The 14,840-nt window shown below is 73.3% G+C and carries 12 protein-coding genes; 5 read left to right on the plus strand and 7 right to left on the minus strand.

Translation table 11 applies throughout. The features are described 5' to 3' along the window. Positions 1-12 precede the first annotated feature (12 nt). Both OG514_RS22135 and OG514_RS22140 read right to left on the minus strand, forming a co-directional pair. A complete protein-coding gene (locus tag OG514_RS22135; RefSeq protein WP_266897371.1) occupies positions 13-828 on the minus strand; it encodes a DNA-formamidopyrimidine glycosylase family protein in 816 nt (271 codons plus the stop codon). A gap of 31 nt (positions 829-859) precedes the next feature. Then, positions 860-5,509 carry a DEAD/DEAH box helicase gene (locus OG514_RS22140; RefSeq protein WP_266897372.1) on the minus strand — a complete coding sequence of 1,550 codons (4,650 nt, stop codon included), beginning with the start codon at positions 5,507-5,509 and terminating at the stop codon, positions 860-862. A 111-nt stretch (positions 5,510-5,620) separates the two neighbouring features. Here OG514_RS22140 and OG514_RS22145 point away from each other — a divergent pair, with 111 nt between their 5' ends. From OG514_RS22145 to OG514_RS22155, 3 genes are read left to right on the plus strand one after another with little or no spacing between them, the layout of a single operon-like run. After that, a complete protein-coding gene (locus tag OG514_RS22145; RefSeq protein WP_266900922.1) occupies positions 5,621-6,523 on the plus strand; it encodes an AraC family transcriptional regulator in 903 nt (300 codons plus the stop codon). 10 nt (positions 6,524-6,533) lie between these two features. After that, positions 6,534-7,280: an AzlC family ABC transporter permease gene (locus OG514_RS22150; RefSeq protein ID WP_266897373.1), complete on the plus strand. Its 747-nt coding sequence runs from the start codon at positions 6,534-6,536 to the stop codon at positions 7,278-7,280. Then, positions 7,277-7,585, plus strand: coding sequence for an AzlD domain-containing protein (locus OG514_RS22155; protein ID WP_266897374.1), 309 nt, complete (start codon positions 7,277-7,279; stop codon positions 7,583-7,585). Before OG514_RS22150 ends, OG514_RS22155 begins: the two co-directional genes overlap by 4 nt. Positions 7,586-7,698: 113 nt before the next feature. On the opposite strand, the gene OG514_RS22160 is transcribed toward OG514_RS22155, so the two are convergent. Then, complete coding sequence (locus OG514_RS22160; protein WP_266897375.1) at positions 7,699-8,628, minus strand: hypothetical protein; 930 nt, start codon at positions 8,626-8,628, stop codon at positions 7,699-7,701. Between the two features lie 79 nt (positions 8,629-8,707). Between OG514_RS22160 and OG514_RS22165 the strand changes: the two genes are divergently transcribed. Both OG514_RS22165 and OG514_RS22170 read left to right on the plus strand, forming a co-directional pair. Further along, a complete protein-coding gene (locus OG514_RS22165) occupies positions 8,708-8,902 on the plus strand; it encodes a DUF3046 domain-containing protein (protein ID WP_266897376.1) in 195 nt (64 codons plus the stop codon). Positions 8,903-9,190: 288 nt separating this feature from the next. Continuing rightward, complete coding sequence (locus OG514_RS22170; protein WP_266900923.1) at positions 9,191-10,474, plus strand: AI-2E family transporter; 1,284 nt, start codon at positions 9,191-9,193, stop codon at positions 10,472-10,474. Positions 10,475-10,483: 9 nt separating this feature from the next. On the opposite strand, the gene OG514_RS22175 is transcribed toward OG514_RS22170, so the two are convergent. From OG514_RS22175 to OG514_RS22190, 4 genes are all read right to left on the minus strand, one after another. Continuing rightward, positions 10,484-11,263: a cytochrome d ubiquinol oxidase subunit II gene (locus OG514_RS22175; protein ID WP_266897377.1), complete on the minus strand. Its 780-nt coding sequence runs from the start codon at positions 11,261-11,263 to the stop codon at positions 10,484-10,486. Positions 11,264-11,353: 90 nt separating this feature from the next. Continuing rightward, positions 11,354-12,667: a cytochrome ubiquinol oxidase subunit I gene (locus tag OG514_RS22180; RefSeq protein ID WP_266897378.1), complete on the minus strand. Its 1,314-nt coding sequence runs from the start codon at positions 12,665-12,667 to the stop codon at positions 11,354-11,356. A gap of 237 nt (positions 12,668-12,904) precedes the next feature. Beyond that, the gene (locus tag OG514_RS22185; RefSeq protein WP_266897379.1) at positions 12,905-13,573 is read right to left on the minus strand and encodes a response regulator transcription factor; all 669 of its coding nucleotides are present in this window, start codon (positions 13,571-13,573) and stop codon (positions 12,905-12,907) included. After that, positions 13,570-14,793 (minus strand): sensor histidine kinase, encoded by a 1,224-nt coding sequence (locus tag OG514_RS22190; RefSeq protein WP_266897380.1) that lies wholly within the window; start codon positions 14,791-14,793, stop codon positions 13,570-13,572. The genes OG514_RS22185 and OG514_RS22190 overlap by 4 nt, the downstream gene beginning before the upstream one ends. Positions 14,794-14,840 lie beyond the last annotated feature (47 nt).

Raw genomic sequence — 14,840 nt, forward strand, 5'->3', positions numbered from 1 at the left:
TCTGACGGATCGTCAATTGTCGGGTGGGGGTGGGGTGGTCTTGTCGTCGGGGCCTCGTTGGCAGCCTGGGCACCAGTACGTGATCCGGTCGCCGAGTTCCGCCTTGCGGATCGGGGCGCCGCAGCGGAGGCAGGGGTGTCCGGCGCGGCCGTAGACGTGCAGCGGAGTTCCGGGGCGGCGTGTGGTGGTGGTGCGCCGGTCGGGGCGGTCCTTGTTCGCGTCCAGGAGGCGGTGTGCGGTAGCCACCAGGCGGGCGGGGACGCCGGGGTCCAGGTCGCCCACCGGGAGCCAGGGCGTGACGCCGGCCAGGAACGCCAGCTCCGACTTGTACACGTTGCCGATGCCGGCCAGGTTCCGCTGGTCGAGCAGTGCCTCGCCGAGCGGCCGGGCGAGGTCGGTGGTCAGCCGACGGGCGGCCTCCTCGGCGTCCCAGTCGGGGCCCAGCAGGTCCGGGCCCAGGTGTCCCACCGCGTCCGACTCGTCCGCGGTGCGGATCAGCTCCAGGACCGGGAGGCGGTAGCCGTACGCGGTGGACTCGTCGTTTCCCAGGATCGCCCGGATCTGGTGGTCGGGGCCGCCGCGCGGGCGCTCCCCGGTGGCGTACACCCGCCATGCGCCGTCCATCCGCAGATGGGAGTGGAGGGTCAGACCGCCCTCGACGCGGGCGAGGAGGTGCTTGCCGCGTGGCGTGACATCGAGGAGCGTCCGGCCGGTGAGGTCGGCGGTGGCGAAGCGGGGCACCCGGAGGTCCGAGCGGGTCAGGACCCGGCCGGCGAGTGCGGTGTGCAGGCGGTGGGCGGCCTGCCAGATGGTGTCTCCTTCGGGCACCGTTCCATTGTGGGGGTGGGTGGGGTGAGGGTCATGCGCGGAGGCGGAGGCCTCTTGGGGTGGCCACGAAGCCTGCTTTTTCCAGGGGGGCGGCCAGGGGGGAGGTCAGGGACGTCGTTCCGTTGATTCGTTCCACCGTCACCGTGCCCAGCGTGCCCGACTTCGCCGAGGTGGCCAGGGCTTCCGCCGCCGCCGTCAGTGTCGGGTCGTCCGGGTCCGTCGGCCAGGACAGGAGTGTCTTGCCGCCGCGCTCCATGTAGAGCGTGAGGTCGCCGTCGACCAGGACCACCAGGGCGCCCGCCTTGCGGCCCGGTTTGTGCCCGGCGTCCGTCGGCGGTTCCGGCCAGGACAGGGCCGCCCCGTAGGCGTTCGCCGGGTCCGCCGCGGCGAGGACCAGCGCGCGGGGGCCGGCCGCGGCCTCCGCGCCCCGGTCGCGGGCGGTCGCGGCGGCCCGGAGGCGGTCCACCGCCCCGTCCATCGCGAACTGGGCCGCGCCGAGGCCCTCCACCACATAGCCGCGCCGGGCCTGCCCGCTGTCCTCGAAGGCGGCCAGGATCCGGTACGTGGCGGAGAACCCGCCCTCCACACCCTCGGCGGCCACCGCGCCCCGGGTGACCACGCCGTGCCGGTCCAGGAGGGTGCGGGCCAGGGCGTGTGCCCGGTGGGTCGGCTCGGGTTCCGGCGGGGGCAGCAGCGACCAGCGCCCGGAGACGGTGGGCGGGCCCGTGCGGGAGGCGGGGCGGGCGGCCGCGGTCAGCGTGCCGTAGCGGCCGCGCGGGACCGTGCGCCGCGCGCGGTGGGCGGTGGATCCGGCCGTACGGCCCGAGCCGAGGAGCGAGCGCAGCGGGGCCAGGGTGTCGTTGGTCAGTCGGCCGGACCACGCCAGGTCCCAGAGGGCGTCCGCCAGCTGCGGGTCGGTGGCGTCCGGGTGGGTGGTGGCCCGGACCTGGTCGGCGATCTGGCGGAAGAACAGGCCGTACCCGCCGGAGAGGATCGTGAGCACCGACTCGTGCAGCGCGGACAGCTCCAGCGGATGCGGCGGCGGGAGGAGCAGTGGCGCCGCGTCCGCGAGGTACAGCGAGACCCAGCCGTCCTTGCCGGGCAGCGACCCGGCTCCCGCCCAGACCACTTCGCCGGTGGTCGTCAGCTCGTCGAGGAGCGCCGGAGAGTAGTCCCTGACGCGGGACGGCAGGATCAGCTTCTCCAGGGCCGAGGCGGGCACGGGCGCGCACTGGAGCTGCTCGATCGCGCGGGCGAGGCCGTCGATGCCGCGCAGGCTGTTGCTCCCCAGGTGCTGCCACTGCGGCAGGAAGGTGGCGAGCGCCGCCGGGGGCACCGGCTCCAGCTCGTGGCGCAGGGCGGCGAGGGAGCGGCGTCGCAGCCGGCGCAGGACGGTGGCGTCGCACCACTCCTGGCCGATGCCGGAGGGGTGGAACTCGCCCTGGACGACCCGGCCCGAGGCCGCGAGGCGCTGGAGGGCGCCGTCGGTGACGGCCGCTCCGAGACCGAAGCGGGTCGCGGCCTGGGAGGAGGTGAACGGGCCGTGCGTGCGCGCGTACCGGGCGAGGAGGTCGCCCAGCGGGTCCTTGACCGGCTCGGTGAAGGCCTCGGGTACGCCGACGGGCAGGGCGGTGCCCAGGGCGTCCCGGAGCCGTCCGGCGTCCTCGATGGCCGCCCAGTGCTCCCGGCCTCCGATCCGCACCCGGATCGCACGGCGGGCGGCGGCGAGCTCGGGTGCCCACGCGGTTTCGGCGCCGCGCTCGGCCAGCTCGGTGTCGGTGAGCGGGCCGAGGACCCGCAGCAGGTCGGCGACGCCCTCCACGTCCTTGATCCGCCGGTCGTCCGTAAGCCACTGGAGCTCCCGCTCCAGCTCGGTCAGGACCTCCGGGTCGAGCAGCTCGCGCAGCTCCGCCTGGCCGAGCAGCTCGGCGAGCAGCCGGGAGTCCAGGGAGAGCGCGGCCGCCCGCCGCTCGGCGAGCGGGGAGTCGCCCTCGTACAGGAACTGCGCCACGTAGCCGAAGAGCAGCGAGCGGGCGAAGGGGGACGGCTCGGGGGTGGTGACCTCGACCAGGCGGACCCGGCGGGCCTCGATGTCCCCCATCAGCTCCGTCAGGCCGGGGAGGTCGAAGACGTCCTGGAGGCACTCGCGGACGGCCTCCAGGACGATCGGGAACGAGCCGAACTCGCTCGCCACCTGGAGGAGCTGGGCCGCACGCTGCCGCTGCTGCCAGAGCGGGGTCCGCTTGCCGGGGTTGCGCTTGGGGAGCAGCAGGGCGCGCGCGGCGCACTCGCGGAAGCGGGACGCGAAGAGCGCGGAACCGCCCACCTGGTCGGTGACGATCTGCCCGATCTCGCCCTTGTCGAAGAGGGCGTCGGCCGCGCCGACGGGCGCCTTGTCGGCGTCGTACGTCGTGTCGAGGTGCCGGCCGGGGTCGACCGGTTCGTGGTCGAGGAGGTCCAGGCCCATGTCCAGGCCCATCAGGTCGGCGTCCGGCAGGCGCAGCACGATGCCGTCGTCCGCGTGCATCACCTGCGCGTCCATGCCGTACCGCTCGGCGAGCCGCGCGCCGAGGGCCAGCGCCCACGGGGCGTGCACCTGGGCACCGAACGGGGAGTGGATGACGACCCGCCAGTCCCCGAGCTCGTCCCGGAAACGCTCGACCAGGATCGTCCGGTCGTCCGGCACGTGACCGCAGGCCTCACGCTGCTCCTTGAGGTACGCCAGGACGTTCTCGGCGGCCCAGGCGTCCAGGCCGGCGGCGAGCAGCCGCAGGCGTGCGTCGTCGTCCGCGAGGGCGCCGACCTCGCGGAGGAACGCGCCCACCGCCCGGCCCAGTTCGAGCGGACGGCCCAGCTGGTCGCCCTTCCAGAACGGCAGCCTGCCCGGCACCCCCGGCGCCGGGGTGACGAGCACCCGGTCGCGGGTGATGTCCTGGATCCGCCAGGAGGTGGTGCCCAGGGTGAACACGTCGCCGACCCGCGACTCGTACACCATCTCCTCGTCGAGCTCGCCGACCCTGCCCCCGCCCTTCTTGGGGTCCGAGCCCACGAGGAACACCCCGAACAGGCCCCGGTCGGGGATGGTGCCGCCCGAGGTGACGGCGAGCCGCTGCGCGCCCGGCCGTCCCGTGACCGTCCCGGCGACCCGGTCCCAGACCACGCGCGGGCGCAGCTCGGCGAAGGCGTCCGACGGGTAGCGGCCCGCCAGCATGTCGAGCACGCCCGTGAAGGCCGATTCGGGCAGTGACGCGAACGGCGCCGCCCGGCGGACCAGGGCGAGGAGATCATCGACCTGCCAGGTGTCGAGCGCGACGATGGCGACCAGCTGCTGGGCGAGGACGTCCAACGGGTTGGCGGGGATCCGCATCGACTCGATCGAGCCCGAACGCATCCGCTCGGTGACCACGGCAGCCTGCACCAGGTCGCCCCGGTACTTGGGGAAGACCACGCCCGTCGACACCGCACCCACCTGGTGCCCGGCGCGGCCCACGCGCTGGAGCCCGGAGGCCACCGAGGGCGGCGACTCGACCTGCACGACCAGGTCGACCGCGCCCATGTCGATGCCCAGCTCCAGGCTGGAGGTGGCCACCACGGCGGGCAGTCGGCCCGCCTTCAGGTCCTCCTCCACCTGGGCGCGCTGCTCCTTCGACACCGAGCCGTGGTGGGCGCGGGCGAGCAGCGGCGGGGCACCTTGCGCCGCCCCGGACTGGGCCATGATCTCGGCCGGGGGAGCGCCGTCGGGGAGGGGCTCGCCCGTCGCGCGCTCGTACGCGATCTCGTTGAGCCGGTTGCACAGGCGCTCCGCGAGACGGCGGGAGTTGGCGAAGACGATCGTCGAGCGGTGGGCCTGGACGAGGTCGGCGATCCGCTCCTCGACGTGCGGCCAGATCGACGGCTTGTCGCCGCCGTCCTTGCCCTCGGAGGCGGGGGAGCCTCCCAGCTCGCCCATGTCCTCGACGGGGACGACCACGGAGAGGTCGAACTCCTTGCCCGACGGCGGTTGCACGATCTCCACCGCGCGCCCCGGTGACAGATAGCGGGCCACCTCGTCCACCGGGCGGACGGTCGCCGACAGACCGATCCGGCGGGCGGGGCGGGGCAGCAGCTCGTCGAGCCGCTCCAGGGAGAGGGCCAGGTGCGCGCCCCGCTTCGTGCCCGCGACCGCGTGCACCTCGTCCAGGATGACCGTCTCCACGCCCGCGAGGGCCTCGCGGGCGGCGGAGGTCAGCATCAGGAACAGCGACTCGGGGGTGGTGATCAGGATGTCCGGCGGCCGGGTCGCGAGCGACCGGCGCTCGGCCGGCGGGGTGTCACCGGAACGGATGCCGACCCGGATGTCCGGCTCGGGCAGCCCGAGCCGCACCGACTCCTGCCGGATACCGGTCAGCGGTGAGCGCAGGTTCCGCTCGACGTCCACGGCGAGGGCCTTCAGCGGCGACACGTACAGCACGCGGCAGCGCTTCTTCGGCTCGGCCGGCGGGGGTGCGGAGGCCAGCCCGTCCAGGGAGGCGAGGAACGCGGCCAGCGTCTTGCCCGAGCCGGTCGGAGCGACGACGAGCACGTCGGAGCCCGCGCCGATGGCGGTCCAGGCGCCCTCCTGCGCCGCCGTGGGCGCGGTGAAGGCCCCGGTGAACCAGCTGCGGGTCGCGGGGGAGAACGAGTCGAGCGCGGACCTGACCATGTCCCCCATCGTGCACCTCGGCACTGACAACCGCCCGGACCTGGGGATATTCGGACCGTGATGTTCGTACGCGGCACGGCGACGCTCCGGGCCCTGTCGCAGAATGGAGGCATGGTGAGCGGGGAGCGGGCACGGTACTGGCAGTACTCCGAGCTGCCCGGGGTCGACCTGCTGCACGCCCACTACATCCGGAAGGCCTTCGCCCGGCACACCCACGAGACCTTCGTCTTCGCCGCGATCACCGAGGGCGTCGAGGCCTTCCACTACCGCGACGATCTCGTTCACGCGGGCCCCGGACAGATCGCTCTGGTGAACCCCGACACCCCGCACACCGGGCACGCGGGCGTGCCCGAGGGCTGGACGTACCGGACGATCTACCCCGACGCGGAGATCGTCCGGTCCATCGCCGCCGACACCCTCGCCCTGCGCGGCTCGGTCGGCTTCACCTCGCCCGTCGTGGACGACCCGTACGCCGCCCGGCTCGTCGTCGGCGTCCACCGGGCCGCCGAGGAGGGCAACGCGCTCGCGGCCGACAGCCTGCTCCGGCTGGTCACGGCCCGCATGCTGCGCAGCCACGGCGGGATCGTCACCCCGCTGCCGCCCCGCTCGGCCGGCACCCGGAACGCGGTACGCGCGCGTGCCGTCCTGGAGGACCGCATGATCGAGCCGCCCACGCTGGAGCGGCTCGCCACCGACCTCGGCACCAGCCCCTTCGCCCTCCTCCGGGCCTTCCGGGACACGTACGGGATGCCGCCGCACACCTGGCTCACCGACGCGCGCGTACGGCGGGCCAGACAGCTGCTCGACGCGGGGACGCCGCCGGCGGAGGCGGCCGCGGCGGTCGGCTTCACCGACCAGTCACACCTCAACCGGCACTTCACGCGCAGCGTCGGTGTGCCGCCGGGGGCGTACCAGCGCGCCCGGGGCACGGGGAAGCAGCCCTCGGAGGGGCGCGGACGTTTCTCCGGCTCCGCCGCAAGAACGTACAAGACCGGGCCGCCGGCGCTGCCGTAACGTCCCTGACGTGGCAGAACAGACAGCATCCCCCGTCATACGCGACGGCACACCGGCCCCGGCCAAGCCCGACGCGGCCGTCGTCCGCGATGCCCTCGGCGTCGGCGTCGCCGTCGGGCTCTCCGGCTTCGCCTTCGGCGTGACCTCGGCGGGCTCCGGCCTCAGCGTCCTCCAGACCTGTGTCCTCAGCCTGCTCGTCTTCACCGGCGCCTCGCAGTTCGCCCTGGTCGGAGCGCTCGCCGCGGGCGGCAATCCGTTCACGGCCGCCGCCGGGGCCTTCTTCCTGGGCACCCGCAATGCCTTCTACGGGCTGCGGCTCTCCCAGCTCCTCGCCGTACCGAAGGCCGTCAGGCCGTTCGCCGCGCACTGGGTGATCGACGAGACCACGGCCGTCTCCCTCGCGCAGCCGACCCGCCGGGCCGCCAGGATCGGCTTCACCGTCACCGGACTCACGCTGTACGTCCTGTGGAACGCCACCACCCTGCTCGGGGCGCTCGGCGCCGAGGCCATCGGCGACACCGCGGCCTGGGGGCTCGACGCGGCCGGCCCGGCCGTCTTCCTCGCGCTGCTCGCCCCCATGCTGAAGTCCACGACCGAGCGGGCCACCGCCGGGATCGCCGTCCTGCTGGGCCTCGGGCTGCTGCCCGTCCTGCCCGCAGGCGTCCCGGTCCTCGCGGCGGCCCTCGCCGCACCCCTGGTGCTCTGGTTCCAGGGCCGCCGGATGGGCCCCGCCGGACGAGAGAAGGACTCCCGATGAACGTGTGGATCGCGATCGCCCTGACCGCCGTCGGGTGCTACCTGGTGAAACTGGTCGGCCTGCTCGTACCCGCCGGAGCGTTGGAGCGGCCGCTCGTGCAGCGGCTCGCCGCCCTGCTCCCCGTCGCGCTGCTCGCCGCGCTCACCGCGCAGCAGACCTTCAGCTCGGGCGGCGCCGTCGTCCTGGACGCGCGCGCCGCCGGGCTCGCCGCGGCGGCGGTCGCGCTCGTCCTGCGGGCACCGTTCCTGGTCGTCGTGGGTGCGGCCGTCGCCGTCACGGCGGGGGTACGCGCGCTGGGCTGGTGAACCGCGGGACCGTGTGGACCCCGACCCCGACCCCGGTCGCGTGAGCCGGTCCCCGGTGCCGAGTGCCGTACGGGTCCGGCCGACGCCCGTCCACGCCCACCTCGTCCTCTGGATCAGTCGACCGGGCGGCCGTGGGCGCGCAGGGTGCGCAGGGCCTCGACCGTGACGATCGGGCGCCACTCCAGGGCCGACCCGGGGGCCCAGGCGCGCCAGCGGATCGGCCAGCCGCCGTCCTCCTGCTGGTCGGCCCGGAGCCGGTCGAGCGACCGTGTCATCTCCTCCTCGGTGAACCAGCGGGTGGCCAGCGAGTCCGGCACGCGCGCGTAGTCGTGCGGGAAGTGAAGTTCCCCGGGCGCGTACCCGTCCGCCACCGGGTAGTCCTTCTCCCGGTCCGGGTCCAGGACGGCGAGCCGCTGCTCGCGGACCATGCGGCCGAGCCGGTCGGCGGCGGCCTCGGCACGCGCGCGGTCCGGGGCCCCGTCCAGGAAGGCGACGGCGGCCTGCACCTCGTACGGATGGGACTTCTCCAGCGCCTCCACCGCGGACCAGCAGAACTCGGTGGCCCGGAACAGCCACGCGTGCCAGACCTGGTTGCGGTGCAGCACCCCGACCACCGGGCCGGTCGTGAGCAGTGCGCTCGGCGGGGAGTCGACGACCGGGACGAACGGTGCGGACGGGTAGGCGCGCTGCGACGGGTGGATCGCCGGGAGCGCGCCGTCGTGGGTGGACACGTCCGTGAGGTAGCGGCAGATCCGCTCCACGCGCAGCCCGCCGCAGCGGCCGATGGAGTCCAGGACCCGCAGCGCGTGCGCGGTGTGCAGGGGCTGGCTGATCGGTCCGCGGAGATCGGGTTCGAGCGCGTGGCCGAAGCCGCCGTCCTCGTTGAGGTACGCCGAGAGGGCCGTCTCCACCTGATCCGCGCCACCGCGCAGGAAGTGGTAGGCGAACCGGCGCTGTTCGAGGACACGGGCCGTCAGCCAGACGAAACGCTCGGCGCGGGCCAGGGGGGTCGCGGGCGGGGAGGAGAGGGGTTTTTCGGCCATGCTCCGACCGTAGGGCGGAAAGTCGCGGTGACAAGGCCTACGGAGCGGGCTGCACTCTTGGGAGCGGGATACTGGGGTCATGCGGTTGACGATTTTCTGGGAACGGATGGCGGACCACTTCGGTGCGTCCTACGCCGAGTCCTTCGCGCGTGACCATGTGATGTCCGAGCTCGGGGGGCGGACGGTACGCGAGGCGCTGGACTCCGGCTGGGAGGCGAAGGACGTGTGGCGGGCTGTCTGCGCGGCCGTCGACGTACCCGCCGACAAGCGGTGACGTCGGACCACCGAAGGCGATGTGCGGGGTCCCGGGTGGAATGTCCGTGCGGTGCGCGAGACTGGCGGGGTGGCTCCGACTGACGACACCGACTCGACCGACCTGACCGCATCGACAGATTCGACCGGATCGACCGGATCGACGACCCCGGCTGGATCGACTGCCCCGGCTGGATCGACCGGCCCGGCCGGATCGATCGGCCCGGCCAGGTCGACCCCTTCCGTGGCGCCGGCCGGTGGCGGCGACGGTGGCAGCCCGGCGACCGTGCCCGCCGCTCAGGCCGCCCATATGCCGCGGTGGCTGCCCCGTGCGCTCGTCCTGGCCCTCGCGCTCTACGCCGTCTTCCTCCTCGGCAACTGGGCCTTCCACCAGCTCGTCGGCCTCCTCGTCAACATCCTGCTGGCCTTCTTCCTCGCCCTCGCCATCGAACCGGCGGTCGGGCGCATGGCGGCGCGCGGGATGCGCCGGGGCCTCGCCACCTTCCTCGTCTTCTTCGCCGTCCTGATCTTCGGCGTCGGCTTCGTCGTCCTCCTCGGGTCGATGCTCGCCGGCCAGATCGTGGACATGGTCGAGAACTTCCCCAAGTACCTCGATTCGCTGATCAACTGGATCAACCAGAACTTCCACACGGACCTGTCGCGGGTCGAGGTCCAGGACAGCGTCCTGAGCTCCGACTGGCTGCAGAAGTACGTGCAGAACAGCGCGTCCGGCGTGCTCGACGTCTCCGCCACCGTCCTCGGCGGCCTGTTCCGGCTCCTGACGATCTTCCTGTTCTCGTTCTACTTCGCGGCCGACGGGCCCCGGCTGCGGCGCGCGCTCTGCTCCGTCCTGCCGCCCGCCCGGCAGACCGAGGTGCTGCGGGCCTGGGAGATCGCGGTCGACAAGACCGGCGGCTACCTCTACTCGCGCGGTCTCATGGCCCTCATCTCGGGCATCGCGCACTTCGTGCTCTTCGAGATCCTCGGCGTGCCGTACGCGCCCGCGCTCGCCGTGTGGGTCGGTCTGGTCTCGCAGTTCATCCCGACCATCGGCACCTACCTGGCCGGCGCGCTGCCGATGCTGATCGCCTTCACGGTGAACCCCTGGTACGCGCTGTGGGTGCTCGGCTTCGTCGTGATCTACCAACAGTTCGAGAACTACCTGCTCCAGCCGAAGCTCACGTCGAAGACGGTGGACATCCACCCGGCGGTCGCCTTCGGCTCGGTCATCGCGGGGACGGCGCTGCTCGGCGTCGTCGGCGCGCTGATCGCCATTCCCGCCGTCGCCACCCTCCAGGCCTTCCTCGGTGCCTATGTGAAGCGGTACGACGTGACGGACGACCCGCGCGTGCACGGGCACCGGCGGTACGGCGAGGCCGTGGTGGCCCGGTTGCAGAAGGCTCTTCACCACAAGAAGGAGGCCGCTGCGGAGGTGGAGTCGGGGTCGGGGCCTGCGTCGGAGTCGGGGTCGGCGTCGGGGTCGAGGTCGGAGAAGTCAACGCCGTCGGAGGGGCCGTCGCAGGCGGAGGGGCCCTCGCCGGCGGGCGGGCCGTCGCAGTCGGAGGAGACCGAGCGCCGGCCCGAGGATTCCTGACTGGCCTGCTCAGAGGTACGACGGCCCGGTGACCCGGTGCCGGAAGGTGTGCCAGATCCACGCCTGGACGGCCACGAGGAACGGGGTGACGACCAGCAGGGCGGGTACGAGCAGACCGAGCGTGGTGGGCGAGGCCGCCCGCTCGGCCAGCGGGAGCGCGGTCCCCGCCCAGAGCGGCAGCCCGGCCATCAGGACCGCGGTGAACGCGAACGACTGCCAGGGGCGCCCGGCGCGTCCGACGAGCCGGCGGGCCCGCCCGTACGGCAGTCCCGTGAGCCGGAGCGTGGCGAAGCCGAGCCCGTGCGCGGCGAACAGCGCGGCCACCGCGAGCGCGGTGAGGACGGCCGTGGGGCCGGTCGCCGGTGCGTACGGCCGCCCGGTGAGCAGGGCCGCGAGCAGCCATCCCCAGGAGAGCGCCACGGTCCAGCTCCCGCAGGTCACGGCAGCGTCGCAGGCCGCGCGCCAGCGCGGACCCGGGCCGCGGCCGCGCGACCAGAGGCCCGCGTCCCGGACGATCCAGCCTGTCAGCAGGGCCACGAGAACCAGGAGCCGACCGCTCAGGAGCTCCCCTTCGAGGGCGGGGAAGCAGCCGACCAGTACCCCTGCGGTGGCGACGAGCCAGACCTCGTTGCCGAGGAAGAAGGGGGCGAAGGAGGCGAGGACGAGACGCCGCTCGTGGTCGCTCCGGCCGAGCCAGGGCATGAGCATGCCGGTGCCGATGTCCGCCCCGGCGAGGACGAACCAGCCTGCCGCGAAGAAGGCGAGCAGGGCGATGGCCAGGGTCTCCACGGGGGCTCCTCGGGCTTTCCTCGGTGGTTTGGTCAGGAGTCAGGAGTCAGGAGTCAAAGGAGTCAGGAGTCGGGGAACAGGGAGCAGGGGTCAGTAGTGGGGCGCGGGGAGGGCGTCGGCCGGGTCCGGCGCTTCGTCCTCGCCCGCCCCGTCCCCTCCCCGAGAAGGCCGTTCGTCGTGGCCGAGGCCGGAGTCGACCGGGCCCCGGCGGGCGTGCCGGGTGAGGAGCCAGGCGTTGAGGACGGCGAGCAGGAAGAAGACCGTGGTGAAGACGATGAGGGAGAGACGCATGGTGCCGGGGGAGAGGTTCGAGACCGCGTCCTCCGTCTTCAGCAGCCCGTAGACCACCCAGGGCTGGCGGCCGGACTCCCGGAAGACCCAGCCGCTGATCATCGCGATGTACGGCAGCGGGACGGCCGCCATCAGGACGAGATGCCACAGCCGGAACCGGAAGACGACCTTCTTGAAGGCGGCCAGGATCACCCCGGCGAAGCACAGGTACATCATCAGGGCGAAGCTGATCAGCATCAGCAGCGCGCCGCCCCGGGTCCATGCTTCGGAGGGCACGTAGTCGCCGGGCCCGAAGCGCTCCGTCAGCTCCGCCTGGACCCGCGCGATCTCCGCCGTCTTTCCGCTGAACACGGCCGACTTCATCGGCTGGAAGGTGTCGAGGACGGCGAACTGCACCCCGCCGAAGACGGCGGTCACCATCAGCGCGGGCGCCGACAGGAACACCCCGATCCGCAGGCTGCGGCCGAAGAACTCCCACTCCGGGCTGCGCCGGAACAGGTGGTACGCGCTCACCCCGGCCATGAAGAAGCCGGCCGTGAGGAGCGCCCCCGCCACGATGTGCCCGAAGGCGAGCAGCGCGGAGGGGTTCGTCAGTACCGCGAGCGGGTCGTCGAGGACGAGCTCGCCGCCCTCGGAGCCGTACCCCACGGGGTGGTTGAGGAAGCCGTTGGAGACGAGGATCCAGTACGCCGAGACGTAGGCGGTCAGGACGACGATCCAGATCGCGGCCAGGTGGGCCCAGCGGTTGAGCCGGTTCCAGCCGAAGATCCACAGGCCGAGGAAGGTCGACTCGACGAAGAACGCGACGATCGTCTCGACGGCGAGTGAGGCCCCGAGGATGTTGCCCGCCTCGTGGGTGAGCCCGCTCCAGGCCATGCCGAACTGGAACTCCATCACCAGGCCGGTGACGATGCCGACCGCGTAGTTGATCACGTACAGCTGGCCCCAGAACCGCACCATGCGCGCGTGCAGCGGCTTCCGGCTGAAGGTGGCCCGCGTCTGGAGCACGGCCACGACGGTCGCGAGCCCCAGGGTGAGGGCGACGAAGAGGAAGTGCCCCCCGGCCGTGAGGGCGAACTGCAGCCGCGCGAGATCGAGTACGTCCTGATTCACCCGTTCAGCGTCGGCGTACGGTCAGGGGCCCGGCATCACCCCAGGGTGGACAACGGCCGTACCCCAGGGGTTGTGCCCGGCCACGCGCGCGTACCCCGTGAGTTGCGCCGTCCGGTCCCCGACCCCTAGGAGTGTCCTGTTCCACGAGGTCGGCGGTCCGGTCGATGGGGTCCCGTCGAAGGGGTCCGGTCGATGGGGTCCGGCCTCGGCAGATGGGTCCGGCCTTGGCCGATGGGGTCAGGCCAGCCAGCCCGGCGTGATCATTCCGGACTCGTACGCCAGGATCACCAGCTGCGCCCTGTCCCGTACGGCCAGCTTGGTCATGATCCGGCTGACGTGCGTCTTCGCGGTGGCGGGGGAGAGGACGAGGCGGCCCGCGATCTCGTCGTTGGAGAGTCCGGCGCCCACCAGGCCGAGAACCTCGCGCTCGCGCTCGGTGAGGGCATTGAGCCGGGGGCTCGGGTCCGGCTGCCGGTCGGCCCGGCCCGCGAATTCGGCGATCAGACGGCGGGTCACGGCCGGGGCGATCAGGGCGTCGCCGCGTGCCACGACCCGTACCGCGTGCAGGAGTTCCATCGGCTCGGTGTCCTTCACGAGGAAGCCCGACGCGCCCGCGCGCAGCGCCCCGTACACGTGGTCGTCCGCGTCGAAGGTGGTCAGGATGACCACCCGTACCCCTTCGAGCCGCTGGTCGGCGGTGATGCGGCGGGTGGCCTCCAGGCCGTCGAGCACCGGCATGCGGATGTCCATCAGGACCACATCCGGGCGCAGTTCACGGGCGAGCGCGATCGCCTGCTCGCCGTCCCCCGCCTCGCCGACGACCTCGATGTCCTCCTCGTCGGAGAGGATCGACCGGAAGCCGGCCCGGACCAGGGTCTGGTCGTCGGCCAGCACGACACGGATCATCGGGGGTCCCCCTCGGACGTGGTGGGTTCTGTGAGCGGGAGGTGGGCGTCCACCAGGAAACCGCCGGCGGCCCCATTCTCGGCGGTCAGCTCGCCGCCGTACGCACGGGCCCGCTCGGCCATGCCCCGGATGCCGCTGCCGAGAGGCCGGCCCTCCGGCGCGCCCTCTCCGTCGTCCGCGATCCGCAGCCGTACCGCGTCCGCGCCCCAGTCGAGGGTGATGTGGACGGTCCTCGCGCCCGCGTGGCGCGTGATGTTCGTCAGCGACTCCTGCACGATCCGGTACGCGGCGAGGTCGACCGGCGGCGGCAGGGGTACGGGCGTGCCCGTGACGTCCGTACGGACATCCAGACCGGCACTACGCGCGCGTGCGACGAGGTCGCCGAGGAGCGCCAGGCCCGAGGAGGACGGGACGGTCGGGGTGGGTTCGTCGGCGCGGCGCAGCACCCCGAGGGTCGCCCGCAGCTCGCGCAGCGCGTCCTTGCTGGTGGCCTTCACCGCCTCCAGGGCCTCGGTGGCGGTGACGAGCCCCGCTTCCGGTGCCGGTCCTTTGCCGAGGCGGTGCAGGGCGGCACCGGACTGGACGTTGATCAGCGAGATGCTGTGGCCGAGCACGTCGTGCACCTCGCGGGCGATCCGCAGCCGCTCCTCGGTCGCGCTCTGCCGGGCCCGGGCCTCCTGCTCCCGCTCGGCGGCGAGCGCCCGCTGCTCCACCTCGTGGAGATAGGCGATCCGGGTGCGCTGGGCCCGTCCCACGGCGACGAGGCTGATCAGCCAGCCGGCCAGCATCACGAGCGAGGTGTCGTCGATCTGCCGGTGCCCCGGCCGCTGCCGGATCTCGCCGAGCCCGACCGCGAGCAGGGTGACGGCGGCGAGCGCGACGGAGGCGGAGAAGCGGCCCTCGGCGGCGGTCGTGTAGAGCGCGAGCGCGAAGGCGATCATGAGCGGGCCGTCCTGCGCGGACAGCGGGTAGTAGACGACGCAGGCGAGCAGCGTCACGACCGCGACGGTGACCGGCTGCCGCCGCCGGAAGTACAGCGCCCCGCACCCGACCAGGATGAGCGCCCAGCCGAGCACCGTACGGACGGCTGGCTCGCTCGCGTACTGCGCGGAGACGAGCGTCCATACGGCGACGACGACCAGGACGACACCCGCCACGAGGGCATCGGCGGCCCGCGGCGAAAGACGCCCGCCGCCCGGGGAACGGAGGGGGAGGGCCATGCGTCGAAGGATAGGCGGGGGGCGGCGGCGGGGCGGGAACGTGGGAG

This window comes from Streptomyces sp. NBC_00572 (genome assembly GCF_026341815.1).
GTDB lineage: Bacteria > Actinomycetota > Actinomycetes > Streptomycetales > Streptomycetaceae > Streptomyces.

Excerpts from the sequence above, each read along its gene's own strand:
- OG514_RS22185 (WP_266897379.1), bottom strand. The coding sequence starts at position 13,573 with ATGATCCGTGTCGTGCTGGCCGACGACCAGACCCTGGTCCGGGCCGGC.
- OG514_RS22170 (WP_266900923.1), top strand. The coding sequence starts at position 9,191 with ATGCCGCGGTGGCTGCCCCGTGCGCTCGTCCTGGCCCTCGCGCTCTAC.
- OG514_RS22140 (WP_266897372.1), bottom strand. The coding sequence starts at position 5,509 with ATGGTCAGGTCCGCGCTCGACTCGTTCTCCCCCGCGACCCGCAGCTGG.
- OG514_RS22160 (WP_266897375.1), bottom strand. The coding sequence starts at position 8,628 with ATGGCCGAAAAACCCCTCTCCTCCCCGCCCGCGACCCCCCTGGCCCGC.
- OG514_RS22155 (WP_266897374.1), top strand. The coding sequence starts at position 7,277 with ATGAACGTGTGGATCGCGATCGCCCTGACCGCCGTCGGGTGCTACCTG.
- OG514_RS22190 (WP_266897380.1), bottom strand. The coding sequence starts at position 14,793 with ATGGCCCTCCCCCTCCGTTCCCCGGGCGGCGGGCGTCTTTCGCCGCGG.
- OG514_RS22145 (WP_266900922.1), top strand. The coding sequence starts at position 5,621 with ATGGTGAGCGGGGAGCGGGCACGGTACTGGCAGTACTCCGAGCTGCCC.
- OG514_RS22165 (WP_266897376.1), top strand. The coding sequence starts at position 8,708 with ATGCGGTTGACGATTTTCTGGGAACGGATGGCGGACCACTTCGGTGCG.